Below are 22585 nucleotides of genomic sequence, written 5' to 3' on the forward strand. Positions count from 1 at the left end.
CAAGCGACAGAGCGTCAAAATCATGCCGGAGCCGGCAGGCCAGCACACCCATATCCTGCACCAGGAAACAGGCTACGAAAAAGGTAACGAGCGTCGGTGGGGAGGGGTGGTTTGGTGAGAGAGGGTGCGGCTGGAGGGGTGGTTTGGTGAGAGAGGGTCGGTGGGAAGGGGCGGTTTGGTGAGAGAGCGTCGGTGGGGAGGGGTGGTTTGGTGAGAGAGCGTCGGTGGGGAGGGGTGGTTTGGTGAGAGAGCGTCGGTGGGGAGGGGTGGTTTGGTGAGAGAGGGTCGGTGGGGGGAGGTCAGCGGGGGCTGCGGAAGCGGCTGAATCCGCGCCACAGGCCGTAGATGGCGCCGCCCACGGTTGCTGCCTTCAGTCCGAGGGTGGCTGCGCGGCGGCCCGAACGGAAGTCGTACACCGGCCAGTTGTTCTCGCGGGCGTGCCGGCGCAGGCGGGCATCCGGGTTGATGACCACGGGGTGGCCAACCAAAGTGAGCAAAGGGATGTCGTTGGCGGAGTCGCTGTAAGCCCAGCAATGGTCCAGGTCCAGGCCCTCGCGGTCCGCAACGAGCTGGACGGCCACAGCCTTCGCCGGACCGTGCAGGATGTCGCCCACGAGCCTGCCCGTGTAGGTGCCGTTCTCGATCTCGCCGACGGTTCCCAGCGCGCCAGTCAAACCAAGTCGCGAGGAGATGACGGTAGCCACCTCGATCGGAGTGGCTGTGACGAGCCAGACTTTGCGGCCAACCCGAAGGTGCTGTTCGGCCAAGGCCTTGGTACCCGGCCAGATCCGCGACTCGATCATCTCGTCATAGACCTCTTCGCCCAGGGCCTTGATGTCGTCGACCGAAATGCCTGCAGCCAAGGTCAGCGCGGAGTCTCGGACGGCATGGACGTCTTCCATGTTTTCGCCACGAATCACGAACTTGAACTGCTTCCACGCGAAGCCCGCGGCCTGAGAGAGTGTGAAGGCCTTGCGCTCGTACATTTTGCGGGCCACATGGAAGAGGCTGGCGCCCTTCATCAGGGTGTTGTCGACGTCGAAGAAAGCAGCCTCGCCGGTGTGCTGCGGCACTTTGGCGTCTGCGAGCGCAGCGGCGTCCTTCTCGTCGGGCATGCCTTGAGTCTAGTCAATTGCGGGTGCCTCGCGCTTCGCGCGTCATGGGCGGCCGCCGCGTTGGCGCTGCCGCCGCAGCCGGTAACGTTGTGTCATGCCTATTCCCGACGTCGTCCTGCTCACCAAAGCTGACTGCCACCTGTGTACCGCGGCGCGTGCCGCCGTCGAACGCGTCACCTCAGGCCTGGGCGTGCAGTGGAGCGAAACATCGATCGATGGCGACGTCGCGCTCCGCGAGCGGTACGCCGAGGAGATTCCCGTGCTGTTGGTGGACGGCGTACAGCGCGACTTCTGGACCATCGACGAGCAGCGCCTCACCCGTCTTTTGAAGAAAGCGCTGGAGGGCTAAGGGCGCGCTCACGCAAGGAAATGGCTTTTTGTTGAGCCCGGTCAAGAGCCCTAGAGTGGAACAACAAGCGACGCAATGGAGAATACCGTGACTGCGCTGGAACCGTCACCGGAAGCAACAACCGGGGACAACGAACCTGCCGCCAAGCAGATCCCGCCCGCGGCTGTGGCCCGGATGACCCTCTATTTGCGTGCGCTCAACTCCCTCCTTGCCGAAGGCGTGGAACGCGTTTCCTCGGATGCGCTGGCTGAGGCCTCGGGCGTCAGTTCATCGACGCTCCGGAAGGACCTGTCCTACGTCGGCTCGTACGGAACCCGCGGAGTGGGCTACGAGGTCCAGTACTTGAGCCGGCACATCGCCGCTGCCCTCGGGCTGACACACGACTGGAAAGTGGCAATCGTCGGTGCCGGTAACCTCGGCAAGGCGCTGGCCCGGTACGGCGGCTTCGAATCCCGGGGGTTCGACGTAGTGGCCATCTTCGATGCCGACCCCATGGTGATCGGCAACGAGGTGGGCTGGCTCAGGGTCAGCGACTCGGCAGAACTTGAACGGGTCCTGGAGCGCACGCACACCAACATGGTGGTGCTCGCGCTGCCGGCGACGGTGGCCCAGGAAGTATGTGATCGCGTGATCGGGGCCGGAATCCGCAGCATCCTCAGCTTCGCCCCCGTGCTCCTCCAGGTACCGCCGCACGTCAACCTTCGCAAGGTGGACATGGCCACGGAACTTCAGATCCTTGCCTACCACGCACAACGGGCGCAGACACCGGGCCAGGCCGTTTAGCCTTCGCCGGGTCCGCGCCCGCTGATCAGTTCTGCTTGGGTTAGCGGCCGTACGGGTTGCCGAACGCCTGCTGCTTGCGGAAGTACGGTGCCGACGCCGGCAGGTACAGCATGACGATTGCCGCGACTCCCAGCAGGATCACCAGCAGCTGCAGGATGCCGTACGTTGCGCCGAACTGGAACAGGCCGGTCAGGCCAAGGACCGAGATGGCGGCGAAGACGGTTCCGAGGATACGGGCCCAGTTCTTGCCCTTGCGGACAGGGAATGCCACCAGCGCATAAAGGCCGAGGGACACGATGGCGCCGATGATGGCACCAACGGTGATGGCTCCCTTCATTCCTTCAAGGGAACCTTCGGGGAACTCAGTGCCCTGGGCTGCTGCCTGCTGGACCATGGAATTGATGAAGGCGTCCGAACCCGTGGTTGCCAGGAGCAGCGAACTGATAGCCGAGAGGATACCGGCGGCCACGATCATCCAGAAAGCGATGTTGACCATCTGGGGGACCGTGCTGGGTCCCGGCTGCTGGCTGGGCCAGTTGGTGTCCTGGCCGTACTGCGGGGCGGCCTGGCCATAGGGCGATCCGGGCTGCTGGCCGTAGGGAGAGGGCTGTTGGCCGTACTGGGGAGCCTGCTGACCGTACTGCGGCGCGGACTGCTGCCCGTACTGGGGAGCGTTCGGAGCCTGCTGGCCGTATTGCGGCGCGGACGGCTGGCCGTACTGCGGAGCATTGGGTTCGGACTGCTGTCCGTACTGCGGCGCCGAAGGCTGGGACCCCTGCTGCTCCGGAGTGGAGTCGCCCGGGTTTGACGGCGGGTAGGGAGGGTTGCTCATGGCATTCCTTTGCTTGGTCGACGGCTGATACTGCTGGGGTCAACAAGAACAAAATGCCCCCACCATGGTTCTGAATCCACCGTACCCCCAGCCTCCCGGTGGTACGGAGGATCACACGCAGGAATTTCCCGCGCGTGGAGAAATCATCACGCAGGCGTACATAGCCGTACTCCTGCATGATGAAGGCCGCCGCCTCCGTTGGGAGGTCCGCGGCCTTCTTCACCGCTGGTCTTAGTGCACGATGTCTTAGTGCACGACGGCGGTACCCGGGTTCCGCGTCAGGCGGTGCCCTTGACTGCCTTGAACCAGAGCTGCGAGTTCGGGAGCCACATGAGGACGACGGCAACGGCGCTGACCAGGAAGCCGAACCAGTTGCTGCCCAGGCCCGCGCTGGGACCGCCCATGTTGATGGAACCAAAAATGGCCAGAAGCAAAGAGACTGCTGCAAGAACCGTCAGGGCCAGCCGTGCCCACTCTTTGCCTTCCTTCATCTTCATGGCCAGGACAACCTGCGCTGCTGCGACGGCAAGGCTGATGATCAGCAGGATCAGCGCGACAGCTGCCAGCCCCGGTATGAAGGCGAAGGCCGCGATGATGGCGAAGAGTCCGATCAGCCCGAACAGCAGGCCGAGCAGTCCCGAAATCACCCAGATGAAGTAGGACACCTTCAGCTCCGTTGGCAGCCCCTGGACTTTGAAGATGCCTGAGAAGCCGCCTTGGGGGAGGACATCGTTGAAATTGCGCGGTCCGTCGGTGGGCATTTCGAAGTGGAAACCACCCTGCTGGCCCTGTCCCGGCTGGCCGGGACCCGGCTGCTGGTACTGGGGCTGCTGGTACGGGGGCTGCTGGTTTTGGCCGGGCTGCTGGTATTGGCCCGGTTGCGACGGCGGCTGGTAGCCCTGGGATGGTTGGTAGCCCTGCGGAGGCTGGTAACCCGCAGGAGGAACATTGCCGGGCTGCTGTGGCTCGGAGCCGGGCTGCTGAGGCTGTGGTGCTTCGTCTGGGTTACTCATGGCATCACTGTAGACCGCGGGTTGAGGGTTGCATAGGAAATTCGGGGCCAACCCGCAGCCAAATACCGGGTATTTGCCGAACAATGGACGGGTGATTTCCGAGCATGCGAAACGGCGCCCCCGCACACCGAAGATGGGCGGGGGCGCCGTCGGGCCGGTTCCAGCGATAAGGCTAGGCAGCCGGTGCAATGAAGGCGAGTTCAAGGTTGATGACAACCTTGTCGCTGACCAGGACGCCTCCGGCTTCCAGGACGGCGTTCCAGGTAAGGCCGAACTCCTTGCGGCTGATGGTGGTTTCACCGGAGACGCCTGCGCGGGTGTTGCCGAACGGGTCCACGGCCACGCCGTTGAACTCGGTCTCGATGGCAACTTCCTTGGTGACGCCCTTGATGGTGAGATCGCCCACCAGGTCGAAGCCGTCGCCGTTGGCCTTGACGTGGCGGGAGACGAACGTGATCTCAGGGAACTTCTCCACATCGAAGAAGTCCTCGCCCTTGACGTGGCCGTCGCGGTTGACGTCGCCCGAGTCGAAGCTGGCGGTCTGGATGGAGGCGGTCACCTTGGAATCGGTCAGTGCCTCGCCAACTTCCAGCGTGGCTTCGGCTTCCTTGAAATGGCCGCGGACCTTGCTGATGCCTGCGTGGCGCACAGTGAAGGCGATCTCGCTGTGGGAGTTGTCCAGGGTCCAGGTGCCGGTGGAGACGTTGGCGGGAAGGGTCATCATGGTGTTGCTCCTAGGTGTTAGGGATGGATCGTTGGGCTTGCCCGGCTGACCTGATCGAGCTGTTTACTTGAAGAGTCAACCGAGCTTCGTGTCCAGTATAAACATGCATATGCATCTTTTATTCCAACTTCCCGGAACATTTTCGGAAAACTTTGAGTTCTACTAGCGGTAGAAGATTTCAGATCGCCCCGCATCTTTGAGAAACTGGTAAACATGCCCCAAGCAACTGTCCATCTGCTTCGCCATGGCGAGGTCCATAACCCCGATGGCGTCCTGTATGGTCGGCTGCCTGAATTCCACCTCTCCGAGCGCGGCCGGGAGATGGCCCGCATGCTGGCCGAGCACTTTGTGGTGCGCGCAGACCAGGGCGCCAGGATTGTCCATTTGGTGGCCTCGCCGCTGACGCGTGCCCAGGAAACCGCCATGCCCACGTCCGAGGCTTTGGGCCTGCCCATCACCACGGATCCGCGGATCATCGAAGCGGAAAACCACTTTGAAGGCCTGCACCCCACGCGGAGCGAGTTCCTGAAGCCCAAGCACTGGTACTACTTCCGCAACCCAATGCGGCCCTCTTGGGGCGAGCCTTACAAGGAGCAGGCAGCGCGCGTCATCGCCGCTGTGCAGGATGCCCGGCTCAAGGCCATCGAACTCGGCGGCGACGGAGCCGAAGCCATCATGGTCAGCCACCAATTGCCCATTTGGGCCACCCGGCTCTCAGCCGAAGGCCGCCGGTTGGCCCACGATCCGCGAAAGCGGGAGTGCACCCTGGCCTCGCTTACCTCCCTGGTTTTCGACGACGACGGCACGGTAGCCCGCGTGGAGTACAGCGAGCCAGCCGCTGTTCTCCTGCCCGGTGCCGCCAGCACCCCGGGAGCGTGAAAGGGAACCGTGGATAAGAAGAACATCTCGCGCCGCGGCGCGCTCTCAGCCGGTGGGGTCCTGCTTGCCGGGCTCACCATGGGACTCTCGGCCTGTGCCCAGCCGGACTCCCTGGCAGACCAGGCCCGCAAGGGCGACAACAAGAACTACGTTGCAGGCGACGGATCGGTCACCGAGTTCGCAAAGGCGGACCGCAGCGCCCCCGTGGACCTCAAGGGCACCCTTTTCAACGGAACCGCAGTGACCCCGGATGTCCTCAAGGGCAAAGTCACCGTGTTGAACTTCTGGTTCGCTGCCTGTGCCCCGTGCCGTGTGGAAGCTCCGCAACTGGAAGCCCTCCACCAGGAATTCAAGGACCAGGGCGTGCAGTTCTTCGGCGTCAACCTTCGTGATGAGAAGGCAACCGCCGAAGCTTTCGACAAGACCTTCAACCTGACGTACCCGAGCTTCAATGACAAGGATGGGGCGGTCCTCCTGTCAGTGTCCGGCATTGTTCCTCCGAACGCCGTTCCCACCACCCTTGTCCTCGACAAGGAAGGCAAGGTTGCCTCCCGCGTGCTCGGCGAGATTGAAAAGAGCACCCTCAAGGCCCTCATCACGTCCGCAGTGGCCGAGTAGTACCCATGAACAGTCCCTTTGCCGAGACCATCCTCAATGGATCATTGCTCCTGGCCGTGCCAGTGGCCTTGTTGGCGGGGCTCGTTTCCTTCCTCTCTCCGTGCGTCCTCCCGCTGGTGCCCGGTTATCTTGGCTACGTCACGGGGTTGAGCGGGGTTGACCTCCAGAAGCAGCGGCGGGGCCGCATGCTGGTGGGCATTGGCCTGTTCGTCCTGGGTTTCTCGGTGATTTTCGTTTTGCTGGGCGGCGCCTTCGGCCAGTTGGGCACGTTGCTCACCGGACCGCAGAACGCCTGGATCACGCAGTTGCTGGGCGTCCTGGTGATCATCATGGGCGTCGTCTTCATGGGCGGGTTCGCGTGGTTCCAACGCGACGCCAAGATCCACGCCAAACCGCCCGCCGGCCTGTGGGGCGCTCCACTGCTGGGGTTGACGTTCGGGCTGGGCTGGGCGCCGTGCATTGGGCCGACGTACTCCGCTGTGCAGTTGCTGAGCATGTCCGGGGGATCCTCGGCTGCGAAGGGGGCGCTGTTGGCCTTCGTGTACAGCCTGGGACTGGGGGTGCCCTTCCTGCTGATCGCCCTGGCCGTCCGCCGCGGCATGGGCGTCATGTCCTTCTTCCGTACGCACCGCCTGGCGATCCAGCGCGTAGGCGGCGGCATTTTGATTCTGCTCGGCATCCTGATGGCCACCGGCGTGTGGGGCCACTGGGTGACCGAGTTGCAGTACTGGTTCCAAACCGATGTGAAGTTGCCGATCTGATGAGCGAGTCCGTGAAATCCAAGAACAACGCTGCCGAGGGCACTGACACAGGCAACCCCGGCGAGGACAAGCTGAAAAAGGCGAAGTCCGATGCCGCGCTGCCCACCCTGGGCATCCTGGGCATGCTCCGGTGGGCCTGGACCCAGCTCACCAGCATGCGGACCGCGCTGTTCCTGCTGCTCCTGCTGGCCATTGCGGCAGTGCCGGGTTCGCTGTTTCCGCAGCGCCCGGCCAACCCGGTCACCGTCACGGACTGGATCAAGAACAACCCCACGTTCGGGCCCTTCCTTGATGCCCTCCAGATGTTCGACGTGTACTCGTCGGCGTGGTTTTCGGCCATCTACCTCCTGCTTTTCATCTCGCTGATCGGCTGCGTCACTCCGCGTGCCATTGCGCATTACAAGGCGATGAAGTCCCAGCCGCCGCGCACGCCCAAGCGTTTGTCCCGGCTGCCGGAGTACGGCACCTTGGCGCTGCCCGCCGACGCCGGGATCCCGGCGTCGAAGGCCATCACCGATGCCGCCGGGCTGCTCAAGAAGCGCGGCTACCGCGTGGAGGTGCGGGACGCCGACGGCGCGCTGCCGAGCCTCGGTGCCGAGCGCGGCTTCACGAAGGAAGTCGGAAACCTGGTGTTCCACACCTCGCTCATCGGCGTGCTGGTCTCCGTGGCCATCGGCGGTCTGTTCGGCTACAGCGGCCAGCGGATCCTGGTGGAGGGCGAGACGTTCGTCAACACCTTGGTGGGCTATGACCAGTTCTCGCCGGGAACCAACTTCCAAAGCGCCTGGCTGCAGCCGTACTCAGTCCGCTTGGACAAGTTCCAGGCGACCTTCGACAGGGAATCGCCCAACAAGACCGGCCAGCCGATCGACTACACGGCCGAGGTGACCACCAAGGAGAACCCTGATGCCCCCGAGCAGAAGGAAGTGCTGAAGGTCAACGACCCCATTTCCCTGGGCGGGACCAGCCTGTACCTCACGGGCAACGGCTATGCTCCCGTGGTCACCGTGCGCGACGGCGCCGGCAACATCGCCTTCCAAGGCCCGGTAACCGCGAAGGTCCAGGGCGCCAACTACTACTCATCGGTGGTCATCAAGGTTCCCGACGGCAAGCCGGACCAGCTCGGTTTCAATGGCTTCTTCCTGCCCACCGAATTCAAGTCCGAAGACGGAATCTCTTACAGCGGGGATCCCCAACTCATCAACCCGACGCTGACCCTGGACTCCTACTACGGCGACCTGGGCTTGGACAAGGGCGTACCTCAGAACGTGTTTGAACTGGACGTGAAGGATCTGACCCAGCTGAACGGCCGGAAACTCGATACCGGTGGTATCTCGCTGGCCTTGGGTGATACCGCCACTCTCCCGGAGGGCAAAGGCAGCATAACCTTCGACACCGTCAAGAAGTACGTGGGCGTGGACATCCACCACAACCCCGGCCAGTTGTACGCCCTGATCTTCGGCCTGCTGGCCGTAGGCGGCCTGGTCCTGTCCCTGTACGTGGGACGCCGCCGCGTCTGGGTCCGCACCGGAACCCACCAGGACGGCCGGACCATGGTTGAATACGGCCTGCTGGCACGCGGCGAGGACCACCGCCTTGCCGGGGAGGCCGCCGCGTTGCGCGAACTCTTCGCCCGGGAATGGCGGGTGGCCGACACCACCGAATCTTCCCACTCCGTCTCTTCCCCAACCCTGAAGGACCAGTAATGCCCGCTATCAACGAAACCCTGGGCCAGTACAGCGAGCTGTTCATGCTGCTGGCCGCCGGCACGTACACCGTGGCGTTCATCGCGTTTGCGTGGGACCTGGCGAAGAGCAGCAAAACGCTCCGGGCCGTCGACCTGAAGGCGGCCGCCAGCGCTACCGCCGGGAAGGTGGCCGTCGCCGCCGGGCGGGTCGGCCTGGGTGCCTCGGACACCGCCGGCCCCGCAGACCGTGGCGAGCGTCCGACGTCGGGCACTACCGTTTCGGAAGCCACTGCGGCAGGTGACATGAAGTACGGCGGCGAACGCCGTGCACCCGCGCGCGTCGCCGTGGCTCTGACCATCCTTGGCGTGCTGATCCACGCCGCAGGCGTGGTGACGCGTGCGCTCGGCGCGGGCCGCGTGCCGTGGGGCAACATGTACGAGTTCCTCACTACCGGTGCATTCGTGGCCGTGGCCGTGTTCCTGATCGCACTGGTCCGACGCGACCTGCGCTTCCTTGGCACGTTCGTGATCGGCCTGGCCATCATCATGCTGGTGGCCGCTTCGGTGGCTTTCTGGACTCCCGTCGGCCACCTCGTGCCGGCATTGCAAAGCTACTGGCTGATCATCCACGTTTCCATCGCCGTGTTGTCCTCAGCACTCTTCACCCTGACGTTCGCCATGTCGGCGCTGCAACTGCTGCAGTCGTACCGGCAGAAGAACCTCGCCGCGGGCCGTCGGGACAACCTGGCCTTCATGCGGGTGGTCCCCAATGCGCTGAGCCTTGAGAACCTCTCCTACCGCATCAACACGGTGGCTTTCGTGGGCTGGACGTTCACGCTCATGTTTGGCGCGATCTGGGCCGAAAAAGCGTGGGGACGCTTCTGGGGCTGGGACCCCAAGGAGGTCTGGACCTTCGTGATCTGGGTTGTCTACGCCGGCTACCTGCACGCCCGCGCCACCCGCGGGTGGACCGGAACCCGTGCGGCCTGGTTGTCGATTGTGGGCTACGCCTGCGTGATCATCAACTTCACGCTGGTGAACACGGTCTTCAACGGATTGCACTCCTACTCAGGGCTGTAGGCCTTCCAGTGGCCTGAACTGGGCCTTCTCCATCGAGTCGACTATCACTTGGAGAGAGCCCGGTTGCGGCCCAAAAATTAAGCTGTCGCCCGCCAAGGGCAAGTGTTACCTTGTTTGGACCCCGCTTGTGATGAAGACCGCATGCGCCATGCCATGTTCTTTTTCGAGGTAACCATGAGCTATGTTCTCGCCATTGACGTCGGGACAAGTTTCACCGCGGCAGCCGTGCTCCGGCCCGCCCAGGGTTCCACCGGTGCGCCGGAAGTGCTCCCCCTTGGACTCCACGGAAGCGCCGTGCCCTCCGTCCTTTACTACGCGGAGGACGGCCGGGTCCTGGTAGGCGAAGCTGCCGAGCGCCGCGGCCTGGACGATCCCCGGCGCATGGTCCGGGAATTCAAGCGGCGCATCGGCGACCCGGTTCCCCTGGCGGTGGGGGAAGGGTGGATGGCGCCTGAGGACGTCTTCGCCGCCATGGCCCGGTGGGTGGTGGCCAAAGCCGAAGAGCGCGAGGGCGGTCCAGCTTCCTCCATTGTCATGACGCACCCGGCGTCCTGGGGCCAACACCGCATCTCGACGGTCCTCGCGGCACTCAACGTCGCGGGACTGCACGATGTCAGCCTGATCAGTGAACCCGAGGCTGCGGCCCTGCACTACGCTTCACAAACCCGGGTTGAGGATGGCAGCACCATTGCGGTCTACGACCTCGGTGGCGGCACCTTCGATACCGCGGTCCTCCGCAAGGCTGGAGCCAATCGGTTTGAACTGATCGGCCATCCGGACGGCATTGAAACCTTGGGCGGCGCCGATTTCGACGCCGCTGTTTTGCGTCACGTGGTGGCCCATCTGGGAGACGCCGTCCATGCCCTGGCCGCGGACGATCCTGCAACCCTTTCGTCGTTGTCCCGGCTCAAGAGGGAATGCCGCGAAGCGAAGGAAGCGCTCTCCCTGGACAGCGAGGCCAGCATTTCCGTCGCGCTTCCGGGCAGGCAGCAGGCCATCCGGCTTGTCCGTTCCGAGTTCGAGGCGATGATCGAGCCGCAGGTCCAGGACACCCTGGATGCCCTTCGCAGGAGCCTGCAGGCCGTCCAGGTGGAACCTGAGGACCTGACAGCCGTTCTGTTGATCGGTGGATCGTCGCGTATTCCCTTGGTGGCCGAGCTGGTCTCGGCGGACCTTGAGCGGCCCGTGGCGGTGGATGCCGATCCGAAGTCGTCCATTTGCCTGGGCGCGGCCCTCTCAGCGAGCCCGGCCCTCTCAGCGAGCCCGGCTCTTTCGGCGAACCCCGCCGTTTCCGGTGGCTCCGCAGCGCCGACGGCGGAGGGTGGGCCAGCGGACCGTGAGGCTGCGACCGTCGCGGCAGGTTTTCCTGCCATGTCTGGTCACCGCACCCGGGGCGCGAACCCGGTGGCGCGTCCCGGCGTCGTGCATGGACGAACGGCACTGTCCGCGCTCAAGCAGGCGGCAGCGGGTACGTCGAAGGCAGGGCGGCACGCCCCCGGATCGCGGGTCCGGATGACGGCCGCCGCGGCGGCCGCAGCCACGGTGCTCACGGTCATTACCGCGACGGCTGCGCAAACCCCGGAGGGCGGTGGCCTGATCTCCCTGTTCGCGTCGCAAGCAACTGATGTGATGCGCGACGGCGGCAAGCAGCCCCAGAGCGCATCGGCCGGTGGCGCTGCAGCCGAACCAGGATCGACGCCGGCAAGTGGCCAGACGGGCAAGGGCCTTGATGCCTCTGCCAGGACGGCGCGTACGCCCGCTGGTACCGGACAGACGGGGACGGGGCAGAAGGGGTCGGGCCCGGCAGGTGGCACTGGAGCCGGTATGGCCGGGAGCGGCACAGGCGCCGTCGCTGGAGCGCCTGCTGGCGGGGCCGGCGCGGCCATTCCGGGTGCCGGTACACCGACGTCCGGCCCTTCTGCTCCGGGTCCCTCGGCTCCGGGCACGTCCACTCCGTCTCCAACGACCCCCGGTGGCGCGGCAAGCGGTCCGGCTCCCGATCCCACCACTCCGCCAACGCAGCCGACCACGCCTCCGGTTGTAGTCCCCACGACACCGGCCGATCCGCCGCCCACTACTGTCCCGGATCCTGTGACGCCTGCACCCGAGCCCACAACCCAGGCGCCCCCGGTCACCGAGCCGCCTGTAACCCAGGACCCCCTGCCGTCGGATCCGCCGACGGAACAGGTACCTGCTCCAACACCACCCGAGACCAGCCCGAGCCAAGATCCCGCCCTGACCGCGGAGGCCTAGGGATGAGCGGGGAAGGCCGTACAGCCGAGGGACAGGGCGAGGCAGCACCTGCCGGCCGCGAACCTGATCTGAAGGGCACTACCGAGTTGGTTCGTGAGCTGCTGCTGGCCTTGGCCGTGGGGTTCACGTTGCCCTCGCCCCTGCCGGACTCGCTTGAGGGACGCGGCGACCTTCCACAGCTCATCGACACGGCGACGGAAGCCGGATTGCTGTTTCCGGACGGCTCGTTGCTCGGGACCGTACAGTACGCGCTGCTGAACAGCACCCCGGACACCGCCATCCACGCACTGCAGCGCGAACTTGTGGATAAGTATGCGGCGCACGGGCGGCCCTTGGGAGAGCTGGCCCGGGAACTCGCCCGCGGCGGTCTTCGGGATGCGCGCGTTGCAGAAGAACTCGAACGCGCAGCGGACCTGGTGTTGGACTCGGACCCGCTGCTGGCCGCCACCTTGTACGCCGAATCGATCCTGGCCGGTGCCAACGAGATGTCCAAGGCCGCGCGGCGCGCGCAGGCGGCGGCGGCCGTTGGAGACCTCGATGCCGCGGGCCGGATGGTGGACCGGCTACTGGCGTTGCCCGAGCCTCCGGACATCCGGCTGGGCGTCGATGTGGCCGCAGCCGTGTGGGCCCAGCGGGGAATGCTGGCCCGCAGTGCCGATACCTACAAGTGGCTGGGACCTGAACGGACAGGCTCCTCGGCGTCTTTGGGAGCCTTGGCCATGATCGGATCTGGCGACGCCGACGCGGCCGGGGAACTGCTGGCGGGGTCCGCAGCATCCGGTTCGCCCACCCTCCTGGCCGTCGCGCTTTCCCTCATGGGTGAAGGTCTGCGCCGAACGTTGGGGCCCCTGCCGGAGCTTGGCCTTCCTGACTTGATCAGGGCCTCGGACATGATGAATGCGGCGGGCGCCGGTGTCCCAACCCCCGAAATTCCCGCGGTCCTGGCTGCCCTTGTGGCCCTGCATACGGGGGAGCCCGCAGTTGCCGGTACCGTGGTTCAAGCGGCGTTGGCGGCACAACAGGGCGGCGACTCCGCACGGCCACGACTTTTCCTGATGCAGGCGTGGTGCTCCATGCAGCAAGACAACCCGGACGACGCCAGACTGGCCATCAATGAGGCCGTCAAAGCCAATCCCTGGAACTTCACGCCCAGGGACCAGTTCCTCCATGCGGCCCTCGAAGTCGGGCTTGCCAGGCGTGGTGGTGAAGTCCACGAACTGGTCCTCGCATGGGACCGCGCACGGGAGGCGATGATGCATGTCTCCGTGGATCTCTTCAGCCTCCTGCCGTGGGGAGAACTGCTCATCACAGCTGCCCGGTTGCGCGAAACAAGCCGCATCTCGCACTACGTGCAAGGGGCCTGGGAGCTCCTGGACCGGCTCGGGAACCCGGGATTGTGGTCCGTTTCGTTGCATTGGTCGGCCGTCCAGGCCGCCCTTCTGAGTGAAAGCCCGCAGGAACTGGCTCCACACGCGGCCGCGCTGGTGCGGGCCGCAGAGCACAGCCACTACGCAGGGGTGCTGGCTTCCAGTGGTAAAGCCTGGGTTTCCGTCCTCGCCGGACGGTTCCAGGCTTCCGACGTCGAAACAGCGGCCCGTGGGCTGGCCGCCGTCGGAATGCCTTGGGAAGGTGCGCGGCTGGCGGGCCACGCCGCAGCCCGCGCCGACGAGCGCCGGGACATGGTGAAACTCTTGGCGTGCGCGCGGGATATCCACCCCCAGGGAACCGGTGGGCAATCGGACGTGGGGGAAGAGCCTCCGGGGATAGGGGCCGGCCAGGCGGGGGAACCATCCGGACTGAGTCCGCGCGAAAAGGAAGTGGCGCGGCTGGTTCTGGAAGGCAAGACCTACCGTGAGATCGGCGATGCGATCTACATTTCGCCCCGAACCGCCGAACACCACGTGGCCCGGATGCGGCGCCGTTTAGGTGCGGAGAACCGCTCCGAACTGCTGGTTCGCCTCCGTTTGGCGTTGGGGGATGGGCACCCGCCCTACGAATGACACCCCTGCACCCCCTAACGGAAACCGGCAGCATCCCCTAACGGGTGGCCCGACGATAGGGGGACCGCACCCGATGCCCCGCCCATCCGCACGGCCATAGTTTGGACCCAAGCCCGGCAACGGCGCCGGGCGTTTTCCCACCAACACAGAATTTGAGGGAGCGTTCCAATGCCAACACTCGCACAACAGCTCGTACAGTTCCTGATGAGCCTGTTCAACAACCCCGAAGCCGCCGAGGACTTTGTCCGTGATCCGGAAGCCGCCCTTGCAGCCGCGGGACTCCGGGACGTTTCCTCCGCTGACGTAGACGCCGTCCGGCCCGTGGTCCTGGACTACGCACCGATCAATGCCCGGTCTTCGTTCGACCGTGAATACAACACCGGTGGCAACCATGCCTCCACTGGTGGTGGCGGTGCGGCCGGCCAACCTGCTCCCCACAACGGTGGCAACGGAAACACCGGCGGCCGGGACGATCACGACGACGATCATGGCCACGGTGGTGGCGGCGGCGGTGGTGGCCGTGACTGGGATGACGACGACGATCATGGCCACGGTGGTGGCGGCGGCGGTGGTGGCTGGGACGACCACGCCCACGCAGTGCAGCAACTGGTCCACGTGGTGAACAACTACTCTTACACCACCACCATCGATGACCGCGACACCATCAACGACCAGTCCGTCAACCAGAACATCTGGGCCAACGGCGACGTGAGCCAGGTCTTCGAGCAAGAGGCCGTGATCGCCTCCGGCGACGGCGCCATCGCGGCCGGCGACGACGTCCGGGATTCCGGCAACACCACCACCAACACCGACAATTCGGATGACCACTCGCTGAATATCGTTTCGCAGGGCGAGGGCGACGTGGAGGTTGGCAATACGGACATCGAAGTCAAGGATTCGTTCAACGACAACTCGGACCACTCGGTCACCAAGGACTCTTACAACACCGACGATTCGTACAACACCGATGTTGATGTTGACGTGGACATCGAGGATTCGTTCAACGAGGACAACTCGGTGGACAACTCCACGCACACCGACAATTCGGACAACTCGACGAACATAGCCATCGCCGACTCGTTCAACGACAACTCCGACAATTCGGACAATTCGGACAATTCGGTCAACGTCGCAGATTCGTTCAACGACAACTCCACGGACTTGGAAGTAGGGGATGTCGAAGTCATCAACGATTCCATCGTTGTCCAGGACAACGAGCTGGAGGTGGACAACTCCACGGAAGTGGAACTGGAGGATGTGCAGGTCAACTACGACTCCACGGTCGTCCAGGACAACGAGCTGGATGTCGATTACACCAACGTCGAAGACAACACTGTTATTGCCGACAACGAACTCGATGTCGAATACAACGACATTGACGATTCGCTTGTCGTGGCCAAGAACGACGTGGACATTGACTGACAACGGGAGTTGATTCCGGCGTACTGCAAACGAAAGTAAAGCCCCAGCAGTGCCCGGCAGGCGGAAAACCACCTGCCGGGCATTTCGCCGGTTCACATGGCATTCGGGTTCGGGAGGAAAGGAACAGCCGTGACGGAAACGGAACGCATTGCCACGTTGGTGGAGCAAGGCATTGAACTGCTGGGGGCAGGAGAAAGGAACGACCTTCGACGGCGACTGGAACAGACCCGTCGTCGTTTGCTCGATCCCAGTGTCCGCGTGATCGTGGTGGGCGAGTTCAAGCAAGGCAAGAGCCAGCTCATCAACGCCTTGGTCAATGCACCGGTCTGCCCGGTTGACGACGACATCGCCACGTCGGTGCCCACTGTGGTTAAGCACGGCGATCCTGCCTCCGCGGCTGTCCTGATGCCGGGTGACACCGCGCCTGGCGATCTGGAAAATGGCCAACCCCCGGGTGCCGGGACATCTGCGGGTGATCCGCACCTTGAGCGCCGCCCGGTCAACATCAATGAACTCGCGGCCTACGTCTCTGAGGCCGGAAACCCCGGAAACGCCAAGAACCTGGTTGCGGCGGAGGTGGCGTTGCCCAGGCACCTCCTTGCCGGTGGACTGACGATCGTGGATTCCCCCGGAGTGGGCGGACTCGGGTCCTCCCACACACTGACCACTTTGACTGCCCTGCCATCCGCCCATGCCATGCTGTTCGTCTCGGACGCCTCACAGGAGTACACGGACCCGGAGATCCGTTTCCTTCGCCAAGCCATGCGGGTCAGTCCGAACGTTTGTTGTGTTCTCTCAAAGACCGACCTGTACCCGGGGTGGAGGCAGATTGCCGACCTTGACCGGAAGCATCTGGCCGACGTCGGGCCGGACATCCGGCTGCTCCCGGTGTCCTCTGAGCTGCGACTTCAAGCAGCCCGCCTGCAGGACAAGGAGCTGAATGAGGAATCCGGGTTCCCGGCACTGATCGCGTATCTCCGGAACGACATCGAGGGCCGTGCGGCGGCCATTCGATGGCGGGCTGTGCAGCATGATGTCCTGTCCGTCACCGAACACCTAAGGCTCTCGCTTCACTCTGAGCTCGCCGCCCTGGAGAACCCGGATGGCACGCCGCAGATGATCGCCGACCTGCAATCGGCCAAACAGGAAGCCGACGCGTTGCGCAAACGCTCCGCCCGCTGGCAGACCACCCTCAACGACGGCATCGGGGATCTCATCGCGGACATGGAATACGACCTCCGGGACCGGTTGCGGCGTATCCAACGGGAGGCGGAAAACGCCATCGACCAAGGCGATCCGGGACCGGCCTGGGAACAGTTCTCCCTCTGGCTGGAGCAAAGCGCGGCAGCAGCGGTTTCGGATACGTTCGTGTGGACCAGCGAACGCGCCCAGTGGCTGGCCCGGCAGGTTGCAGAGCATTTCTCCGAAGACGATGTGGCCCTGCCGTTAATGCAAGTGGCAGATACCGGGGGTGTCCTTGACCCCGTGGACGAGATGCCCACCATGGAGGACGGAAAGATGGCGCCGCTCCAGAAGGTACTGATCGGGATGCGCGGTTCCTACGGCGGCGTGCTGATGTTCGGCTTGCTGACAGGCATCTTCGGCATGGCCCTGATCAATCCCCTGTCCGTCGGTGCCGGACTCCTGCTGGGCCGCAAGGCGTACCGAGAGGAGAAGGAAGCACGGCTCAAGCGCCGCCAGGCGGAGGCAAAAGCGCTGGTCCGCAAGCAGGTTGACGACGTCGTGTTCCAAGTGGGAAAGCAGCTCAAGGACAGGCTGCGCCTTGTTCAGCGGGCCACCAGGGACCACTTCACCGAGATCGCTGACGAGCACCACCGTTCCCTGACGGATTCCGTGGCGGCCGCCCAGAAAGCCGCCGCGACGTACGCCGTCGAGAGGGACCTGCGCATCAAGGACATCAGGGTCCAACTCAAGAAAGTGGACGCCCTGGCCCTGGCCGCGGCTGCGCTCCACGACGGGGTTTCGCCCAAGCCCCAGCCAGCCGGTTCGCGGGCGGGATGAACGCCATGGAGGACTCCGGCATCGCCGAAGCTGCCGGTCTCCTGGCACAAGCCCGGGAGGTCTTCCACGGCGATCCCGGCGCCACGGCCGCGCTGGACGAGCTCGATGAAAGGCTCTCCGGACCGTTGCGCATCGCCGTGGCAGGGATGGTCAAAGCCGGAAAGTCCACCCTACTCAATGCGATCATCGGCGAGGAAATCGCCCCAACGGATGCAGGGGAGTGCACCAGGATTGTCACGTGGTACCGGCACGGACCCACACCCCGCGTCACCCTTTTCCCGGTGCGCGGTGAACCGCGTTCGCTACCGGTTACCCGGGAAAATGGCCGCCTGGTGTTCCCTCCCGGCGGCATCGAGGCCCAAGACGTGGAGCGCCTGGTGGTGGACTGGCCGGCAGCGAGCCTGAAGGACCTGACCCTGATCGACACCCCCGGAATAGCGTCCCTCTCCCAGGATGTTTCAGGCCGCTCAACGGCTTTCCTGTTACCCGAAAACGCGCCCTCAACCGCCGACGCCGTCATCTACCTCATGCGCCACATGCATGCCTCGGATGTGCGGTTCCTGGAATCGTTCAGGGACAATGCCGTGGGGCAATCCGGGACCGTCAACGCGCTCGCCGTGCTGTCCAGGGCGGATGAGATCGGCGCTGGAAGGATCGACTCCCTGATTTCCGCCGCAGTGATTGCCGACCGCTACAGCCGCGACGAGAACCTGAAACCACTGGCCCTCGGTGTAGTACCGGTAGCGGGGCTGCTGGCGCAGAGTTCCCGGACCATGCGGCAAACCGACTATGAGGCACTGGTTTGCTTGGCGGGCCTTGGGAAGTCCGAGTGGGAACGGATCATGCTGTCCGCGGACCGCTTTGTCCGGGCTACCGAACCCCGTGGAATCGCAGCAGAAACCAGGGTTTCGCTCGTTGGTCGCTTCGGACTGTTCGGCATCCGGCTGGGCGTTGCCCTGATCCGTGGTGGCCTTGATGATCCCACGGAACTGGCTCACGAACTTGCCCGGCGGAGCGGTTTGGGCCAGCTGCTTCAAAGCATCGCCTCGTTATTCCAAACCCGCGCCGAGGCCCTCAAGGCGCGCGCCGCCGTCGTGGGTCTGGAAGCGTTGCTGCGGAGCACGGCAACCGAAGACGCAACTTCCCTGGTGACGGCGTTGGAGCGGCTCCAGGCCGGAGCCCACGAGTTCAGGGAACTCAGGCTGCTGGCTGCCCTCCGGACCAGCGGCGTGGGGCTCACCCCGGCTGCCGCGGCCGAGGCCGAGCGCCTGGTGGGTGGATCCGGGACGGCAGCCGCGCTGAGGTTGGGCCTCCCTGGCGATTCAGGCGAAGACAGCGTCAGCGATGCTGCCCGCTCCTGTCTGGACCGCTGGCGTGCGATCGCGGAGAACCCGCTGACTGAACCGGCTGCCTTGGGCGCATGCCGCGTGGTGATCCGCAGTTGCGAAGGGATGCTCGCGGCGATTCCGGCTGGACGCTGAGGACGCTCGCCTAGCCGCGCCCTGCTGCACGGGGAGCCAGCGGCGGAGCCGTCCGTCCACGCCGTAGCCATGCCGATACCGACGGCAGGAACAGCAGGATGAGGCCAGCCGCGGCGAGGATGTACTGCGCGGCGAGCAGGACAGTCGCCAGCACTCCGTCAGCGCCGGGCGCGATGACGAAGTCGGCAATCACCACCGTCACCACAGCGTGCAGCAGGACCACGGGAGCCAGAGCCCACCGCGCCCACCCGCGGTGCCGGAAGACTACGGCCAGCAGGACGGCTTCCATGGCTGTCACCAGCGCGAGCATGCCCAGGCTGCCGAGGAAAACGACGGCGGTGGCGCCGTCGAGTGCCGTCGCGTCACTGTCCGGGACCATGCCACCGATGACGCCTTTGAGGCGTTCGAAATGCGCGTTGCGGCCCAGGAAATCCGTCAGGATGACGCCGAGACCCGCCAGGAAGCTGGCCAGCCACACGGTCCGGGCCCAACGGGCAGGGCCGGGCGGGCGTACTGCGGCCACGATCGGTGGGGGTGCGGATACGGACACTCCTGGGCGTGGCGGTGGTACTTGGGTGGTGATTGGTGGCCCGCTGACAGGCGTTCCGGTGTTCGCTTGGATCGACCGTGGTTCATCAGCTTGTTGGGCCATGTTCCCTACTTCAGTTCGTCTGTGTCAGGGCTTTGTGAATCCTTGAGCTTGCGCTCCTTGGCCTCGAGTTCGGCTTTGAGCTTCCTGAGCCGCTCTTCTTCGGCCTGGTTCCGGCGTCGGGCTTCCAGGTTGCGGAGGAAGTCGGGGTCGTCATCCGGGGCAGTGGGGTAGCGGCGCACTGACTGCGCGGAAGGCTTGCCGTACGGGCGGCCAAAGATGAACCAGAGGACGGCACCCAGCACGGGAAGGACAATCATGACAACGATCCAGGCCGGCTTGGAGATGCCGCGGGTGCTGCTGCTGTCAGTGCGAATGACATCGACGAGGGCGTACACAAAGAGAGCCAGAACCAGGACGACGCCAACAACGCGGAGCATGCACCAAGTCTAGTCGCCGAAAGGCCTTCGCTGGACGCCCCGCAGTGGGTGTGATCAGAGTGCAACCATCGAGGCGGCTAAACTTGTATGGTGGCTTTCCTCAAGTATTCCCTGATCCGTTTGGCGCTTTTCGTGCCGTTGTTCGTGCTTTTCCTGTTCCTCGGGACTGGTGCGATCCTGGCCGTGGTCTGTGCAGGCGTTATCGCCTTTGCTGTCAGCTACCTGTTTTTCCAGAAGCAGCGCGATGCTGCCACAGGGGCCATGCGTGAGCGTTTCTCCGGCCGGGCCAAGCCCCTCCGTTCCGCCGGCGAAGTGGACGACGCCGCTGCCGAGGATTCCCTGGTGGAACGAAACCCGGACGTTGGCATCAACAACGACAAGCGCCCGGACACCGCCTAGAGCGTTTTTGTACAGCTAACGCCCCCAAGGAAGCTTCTTGGGGGCGTTAGCTGTACAAAGACTGGTTCTAGATCCGCGTCAGGATCAGTCCGAGCGAGAACAGCAGGCTGTAGCCGAGGTTGATCAGGCCCGTCTGCTTCAGGACCGGGATGAGGCTCTTGCGCTTCTTCCCGTTGACCATGAGCCAGGCCGGCATCAGGCAGGCCGGGATCAGCAGCAGCACGATCAGCATCCACGGCTTGGTGGGTGCCAGCACCACCACCAGCAGGATGGCGACGCCGAGCATCAGCACGTAGCTTTCCCGGGCGTGCCTGTCGCCCAAACGCACGGCCAGGGTCCGTTTCCCGGCAGCTGTGTCCGTGGGGATGTCCCGGACATTGTTGGCCATGAGCAGCGCGCAGGCGATGAGTCCGGTGCCGATCGCTCCGATCACCGCCGCGAGGCTGACCTGCCCTGCCTGCGTGTACGTGGTTCCCAGCGTTGCCACGAGCCCGAAGAACACGAAGACGAACACGTCGCCCAGCCCGAGGTAGCCGTACGGGTTCTTGCCCCCGGTGTAGCCCCACGCCGCCAGGACGCAGCCGATGCCTACCAGGATGAGCCACCACGTCTGGGTGATGATCACCAGGATGAGGCCGCACACCATGGCCAGGCCGAACAGGCCGAACGCAGCCCACTTCACGTGTTCCGGTTTGGCCACGCCGGAGCCCACCAAGCGCAGCGGCCCCACGCGGTCCTCGTCGGTGCCGCGGATGCCATCGGAGTAGTCGTTGGCGTAGTTGACGCCGATCTGGAGCAACAGGGCCACGAGTGCCGCCAGGATCGCGTTGGGCAGCCGGAAAGCATGGAGTTCGAAGGCCGCAGCCGAGCCGATCAGGACCGGCGCAATCGCTGCGGGCAGTGTGCGGAGCCGGGCTCCTTGAATCCATTGTGCAGCTGTCGCCACGTGCAGTACCTCGTGTGTTTGGGGTTGATCTTCAGTCAGGTTCGTTAAGGCAGAACCTGTCTATTGTCCCTGATGCAGGGCTTCGAGCAGTTCGATCATGGCCAGCCTGTCCGGCTTTCCGTTGGGGAGCATCAGCAATTCGCCGGCCGCGAGCACGGTTTTCGGGGCCAAAACCCCCAATGCGGCTTCCCGCCTGGCCGTGAAACCGCGGATGCCTTCCGGCGTCGGGTCGGTCATTGCCACATAGGCGGCCACGGCCTGGCCCCACTCGCGCGACGGGACGCCTGCCACGAAAGCCGCCGTGACGCCGTCGAGCCCTTCCAGCTTTTCCTGGATGTACGCGGCGGAAGCCTTGACCCCGCCGGTGATGATGACGTCGTCGGCGCGGCCCAGGACGGTGAGCTTGCCCTCCGGCGAAATTTCGCCCAGGTCACCGGTGACGTACCAACGGTTGTCGTCGTCTTCGAAGAAGGCCTCGGGGCCGTCCTCCAGGTAGCCGGCCGCGACGGTCGCGCCGCCCAGCAGGATGCGGCCCTCCAGTTCGCCCTCGCCAAGGCGGATATCGACGCCGTCCAGCGGCTCGCCGTCGTACACGCACCCGCCGCACGTCTCGGCTGAGCCGTAGGTGGTGACGACGTTGAGACCTTCCGCGTGTGCCGCGGCCAGAAGTGCGGGCGACGCCGGCGCGCCACCCAACAGGATCGCGTTGAACCGGCGCAGGACCGCGAGGGTTTCAGGGGCGGGGGAGTCCAGAAGGCGCTGCAACTGGGTGGGCACCAGGGAGGTGAAGCGGATCTTGTCCGTGAGTTCCTCGGCGGCGGCAGTGAACGCTTCCGGGGTGAAACCCTTCGACTGGTCCATCACCCACGGCCGGGTTCCGGCGTACAGGGACCGGACCAGTACTTGGACACCCGCAACGTATTGCAGGGGGAGGGCCAGCAGCCACTGCCCCTCGCCGCGCAGGGCCACGGCCGTACCAACCGACGACGCCGCCAAAGCATCAATGGTGAGGACGGTTGCCTTGGGAGTCCCGGTGGAACCGGAGGTGCGCACCACCATTGCGGCGTCCTCGACGCCGGTTTCCACGGGAACAGCGCTTGGCCGGCCGTCTGCGTCAGTGACGATTTCGACGGCGGGACCTTCGCCTTGCAGGGCGGCAGCCAGGGCCTTGAGGATGGGATCGATGTCCACG

Annotated in this window: 22 protein-coding genes; 15 read left to right on the forward strand and 7 right to left on the reverse strand. The window is 64.8% G+C overall.

What is annotated here, in order from left to right; all coding sequences use genetic code 11:
• Positions 1-299: 299 nt before the first annotated feature.
• Complete coding sequence (locus ACIPV6_RS16965; RefSeq protein ID WP_400271995.1) at positions 300-1115, reverse strand: HAD family hydrolase; 816 nt, start codon at positions 1113-1115, stop codon at positions 300-302.
• Positions 1116-1209: 94 nt separating this feature from the next.
• Between ACIPV6_RS16965 and ACIPV6_RS16970 the strand changes: the two genes are divergently transcribed.
• From ACIPV6_RS16970 to ACIPV6_RS16985, 4 genes are all read left to right on the forward strand, one after another.
• Complete coding sequence (locus ACIPV6_RS16970; protein ID WP_400271996.1) at positions 1210-1464, forward strand: glutaredoxin family protein; 255 nt, start codon at positions 1210-1212, stop codon at positions 1462-1464.
• Between the two features lie 75 nt (positions 1465-1539).
• Positions 1540-2247 carry a redox-sensing transcriptional repressor Rex gene (locus tag ACIPV6_RS16975; protein WP_397325588.1) on the forward strand — a complete coding sequence of 236 codons (708 nt, stop codon included), beginning with the start codon at positions 1540-1542 and terminating at the stop codon, positions 2245-2247.
• Positions 2248-2552: 305 nt separating this feature from the next.
• Positions 2553-2822 (forward strand): hypothetical protein, encoded by a 270-nt coding sequence (locus tag ACIPV6_RS16980; protein ID WP_400271997.1) that lies wholly within the window; start codon positions 2553-2555, stop codon positions 2820-2822.
• 35 nt (positions 2823-2857) lie between these two features.
• The gene (locus ACIPV6_RS16985; RefSeq protein WP_400271998.1) at positions 2858-3055 is read left to right on the forward strand and encodes a hypothetical protein; all 198 of its coding nucleotides are present in this window, start codon (positions 2858-2860) and stop codon (positions 3053-3055) included.
• Positions 3056-3357: 302 nt separating this feature from the next.
• Here ACIPV6_RS16985 and ACIPV6_RS16990 read toward each other — a convergent pair whose 3' ends face one another.
• A complete protein-coding gene (locus ACIPV6_RS16990) occupies positions 3358-4092 on the reverse strand; it encodes a hypothetical protein (RefSeq protein ID WP_400271999.1) in 735 nt (244 codons plus the stop codon).
• Positions 4093-4264: 172 nt separating this feature from the next.
• On the reverse strand, positions 4265-4813 hold the full coding sequence (locus tag ACIPV6_RS16995; protein WP_400272099.1) for a YceI family protein: 549 nt from the start codon (positions 4811-4813) through the stop codon (positions 4265-4267).
• Between the two features lie 216 nt (positions 4814-5029).
• On the opposite strand from ACIPV6_RS16995, the gene ACIPV6_RS17000 reads away from it, so the two are divergent.
• From ACIPV6_RS17000 to ACIPV6_RS17045, 10 genes are all read left to right on the forward strand, one after another.
• A complete protein-coding gene (locus ACIPV6_RS17000; RefSeq protein WP_400272000.1) occupies positions 5030-5695 on the forward strand; it encodes a histidine phosphatase family protein in 666 nt (221 codons plus the stop codon).
• A 78-nt stretch (positions 5696-5773) separates the two neighbouring features.
• Positions 5774-6313: a TlpA family protein disulfide reductase gene (locus tag ACIPV6_RS17005; protein ID WP_400272100.1), complete on the forward strand. Its 540-nt coding sequence runs from the start codon at positions 5774-5776 to the stop codon at positions 6311-6313.
• Between the two features lie 5 nt (positions 6314-6318).
• Positions 6319-7074, forward strand: coding sequence for a cytochrome c biogenesis CcdA family protein (locus tag ACIPV6_RS17010; protein ID WP_400272001.1), 756 nt, complete (start codon positions 6319-6321; stop codon positions 7072-7074).
• The gene (locus ACIPV6_RS17015; protein ID WP_400272002.1) at positions 7074-8780 is read left to right on the forward strand and encodes a cytochrome c biogenesis protein ResB; all 1707 of its coding nucleotides are present in this window, start codon (positions 7074-7076) and stop codon (positions 8778-8780) included. The genes ACIPV6_RS17010 and ACIPV6_RS17015 overlap by 1 nt, the downstream gene beginning before the upstream one ends.
• Positions 8780-9841 carry a c-type cytochrome biogenesis protein CcsB gene (gene ccsB, locus ACIPV6_RS17020; RefSeq protein ID WP_400272003.1) on the forward strand — a complete coding sequence of 354 codons (1062 nt, stop codon included), beginning with the start codon at positions 8780-8782 and terminating at the stop codon, positions 9839-9841. The genes ACIPV6_RS17015 and ccsB overlap by 1 nt, the downstream gene beginning before the upstream one ends.
• A gap of 141 nt (positions 9842-9982) precedes the next feature.
• Complete coding sequence (locus ACIPV6_RS17025) at positions 9983-12094, forward strand: Hsp70 family protein (protein ID WP_400272004.1); 2112 nt, start codon at positions 9983-9985, stop codon at positions 12092-12094.
• A 2-nt stretch (positions 12095-12096) separates the two neighbouring features.
• Positions 12097-14094, forward strand: a complete 1998-nt coding sequence (locus ACIPV6_RS17030; RefSeq protein ID WP_400272005.1) for a LuxR C-terminal-related transcriptional regulator — start codon at positions 12097-12099, stop codon at positions 14092-14094.
• A 168-nt stretch (positions 14095-14262) separates the two neighbouring features.
• Positions 14263-15516: an IniB N-terminal domain-containing protein gene (locus ACIPV6_RS17035; RefSeq protein ID WP_400272006.1), complete on the forward strand. Its 1254-nt coding sequence runs from the start codon at positions 14263-14265 to the stop codon at positions 15514-15516.
• 129 nt (positions 15517-15645) lie between these two features.
• Positions 15646-17538, forward strand: a complete 1893-nt coding sequence (locus ACIPV6_RS17040) for a dynamin family protein (protein WP_400272007.1) — start codon at positions 15646-15648, stop codon at positions 17536-17538.
• A 5-nt stretch (positions 17539-17543) separates the two neighbouring features.
• Positions 17544-19019, forward strand: a complete 1476-nt coding sequence (locus tag ACIPV6_RS17045; RefSeq protein WP_400272101.1) for a dynamin family protein — start codon at positions 17544-17546, stop codon at positions 19017-19019.
• Positions 19020-19029: 10 nt separating this feature from the next.
• Here the strand turns inward: ACIPV6_RS17045 and ACIPV6_RS17050 are convergent, their stop codons facing one another.
• On the reverse strand, positions 19030-19671 hold the full coding sequence (locus ACIPV6_RS17050; protein WP_400272008.1) for a hypothetical protein: 642 nt from the start codon (positions 19669-19671) through the stop codon (positions 19030-19032).
• Positions 19672-19676: 5 nt separating this feature from the next.
• Positions 19677-20048 carry a PLD nuclease N-terminal domain-containing protein gene (locus ACIPV6_RS17055; protein ID WP_400272009.1) on the reverse strand — a complete coding sequence of 124 codons (372 nt, stop codon included), beginning with the start codon at positions 20046-20048 and terminating at the stop codon, positions 19677-19679.
• A gap of 87 nt (positions 20049-20135) precedes the next feature.
• Here ACIPV6_RS17055 and ACIPV6_RS17060 point away from each other — a divergent pair, with 87 nt between their 5' ends.
• The gene (locus ACIPV6_RS17060) at positions 20136-20447 is read left to right on the forward strand and encodes a DUF4229 domain-containing protein (RefSeq protein ID WP_400272010.1); all 312 of its coding nucleotides are present in this window, start codon (positions 20136-20138) and stop codon (positions 20445-20447) included.
• 67 nt (positions 20448-20514) lie between these two features.
• On the opposite strand, the gene ACIPV6_RS17065 is transcribed toward ACIPV6_RS17060, so the two are convergent.
• Both ACIPV6_RS17065 and ACIPV6_RS17070 read right to left on the reverse strand, forming a co-directional pair.
• Positions 20515-21393, reverse strand: coding sequence for a 1,4-dihydroxy-2-naphthoate polyprenyltransferase (locus ACIPV6_RS17065; protein ID WP_400272011.1), 879 nt, complete (start codon positions 21391-21393; stop codon positions 20515-20517).
• 60 nt (positions 21394-21453) lie between these two features.
• Positions 21454-22584, reverse strand: coding sequence for an AMP-binding protein (locus tag ACIPV6_RS17070; RefSeq protein ID WP_400272012.1), 1131 nt, complete (start codon positions 22582-22584; stop codon positions 21454-21456).
• Position 22585 lies beyond the last annotated feature (1 nt).

The organism is Paenarthrobacter sp. NPDC089988 (genome assembly GCF_044748465.1).
Lineage (GTDB): Bacteria > Actinomycetota > Actinomycetes > Actinomycetales > Micrococcaceae > Arthrobacter.

What these genes read in the sequence shown, in the direction of transcription:
- ACIPV6_RS16965 (WP_400271995.1), bottom strand. Translation starts at nt 1,115, where the DNA reads ATGCCCGACGAGAAGGACGCCGCTGCGCTCGCAGACGCCAAAGTGCCG.
- ACIPV6_RS16970 (WP_400271996.1), top strand. Translation starts at nt 1,210, where the DNA reads ATGCCTATTCCCGACGTCGTCCTGCTCACCAAAGCTGACTGCCACCTG.
- ACIPV6_RS16975 (WP_397325588.1), top strand. Translation starts at nt 1,540, where the DNA reads ATGGAGAATACCGTGACTGCGCTGGAACCGTCACCGGAAGCAACAACC.
- ACIPV6_RS16980 (WP_400271997.1), top strand. Translation starts at nt 2,553, where the DNA reads ATGATGGCACCAACGGTGATGGCTCCCTTCATTCCTTCAAGGGAACCT.
- ACIPV6_RS16990 (WP_400271999.1), bottom strand. Translation starts at nt 4,092, where the DNA reads ATGAGTAACCCAGACGAAGCACCACAGCCTCAGCAGCCCGGCTCCGAG.
- ACIPV6_RS16995 (WP_400272099.1), bottom strand. Translation starts at nt 4,813, where the DNA reads ATGACCCTTCCCGCCAACGTCTCCACCGGCACCTGGACCCTGGACAAC.
- ACIPV6_RS17000 (WP_400272000.1), top strand. Translation starts at nt 5,030, where the DNA reads ATGCCCCAAGCAACTGTCCATCTGCTTCGCCATGGCGAGGTCCATAAC.
- ACIPV6_RS17005 (WP_400272100.1), top strand. Translation starts at nt 5,774, where the DNA reads ATGGGACTCTCGGCCTGTGCCCAGCCGGACTCCCTGGCAGACCAGGCC.
- ACIPV6_RS17010 (WP_400272001.1), top strand. Translation starts at nt 6,319, where the DNA reads ATGAACAGTCCCTTTGCCGAGACCATCCTCAATGGATCATTGCTCCTG.
- ACIPV6_RS17015 (WP_400272002.1), top strand. Translation starts at nt 7,074, where the DNA reads ATGAGCGAGTCCGTGAAATCCAAGAACAACGCTGCCGAGGGCACTGAC.
- ccsB (WP_400272003.1), top strand. Translation starts at nt 8,780, where the DNA reads ATGCCCGCTATCAACGAAACCCTGGGCCAGTACAGCGAGCTGTTCATG.
- ACIPV6_RS17025 (WP_400272004.1), top strand. Translation starts at nt 9,983, where the DNA reads ATGCGCCATGCCATGTTCTTTTTCGAGGTAACCATGAGCTATGTTCTC.
- ACIPV6_RS17030 (WP_400272005.1), top strand. Translation starts at nt 12,097, where the DNA reads ATGAGCGGGGAAGGCCGTACAGCCGAGGGACAGGGCGAGGCAGCACCT.
- ACIPV6_RS17035 (WP_400272006.1), top strand. Translation starts at nt 14,263, where the DNA reads ATGCCAACACTCGCACAACAGCTCGTACAGTTCCTGATGAGCCTGTTC.
- ACIPV6_RS17045 (WP_400272101.1), top strand. Translation starts at nt 17,544, where the DNA reads ATGGAGGACTCCGGCATCGCCGAAGCTGCCGGTCTCCTGGCACAAGCC.
- ACIPV6_RS17050 (WP_400272008.1), bottom strand. Translation starts at nt 19,671, where the DNA reads ATGGCCCAACAAGCTGATGAACCACGGTCGATCCAAGCGAACACCGGA.
- ACIPV6_RS17055 (WP_400272009.1), bottom strand. Translation starts at nt 20,048, where the DNA reads ATGCTCCGCGTTGTTGGCGTCGTCCTGGTTCTGGCTCTCTTTGTGTAC.
- ACIPV6_RS17060 (WP_400272010.1), top strand. Translation starts at nt 20,136, where the DNA reads ATGGTGGCTTTCCTCAAGTATTCCCTGATCCGTTTGGCGCTTTTCGTG.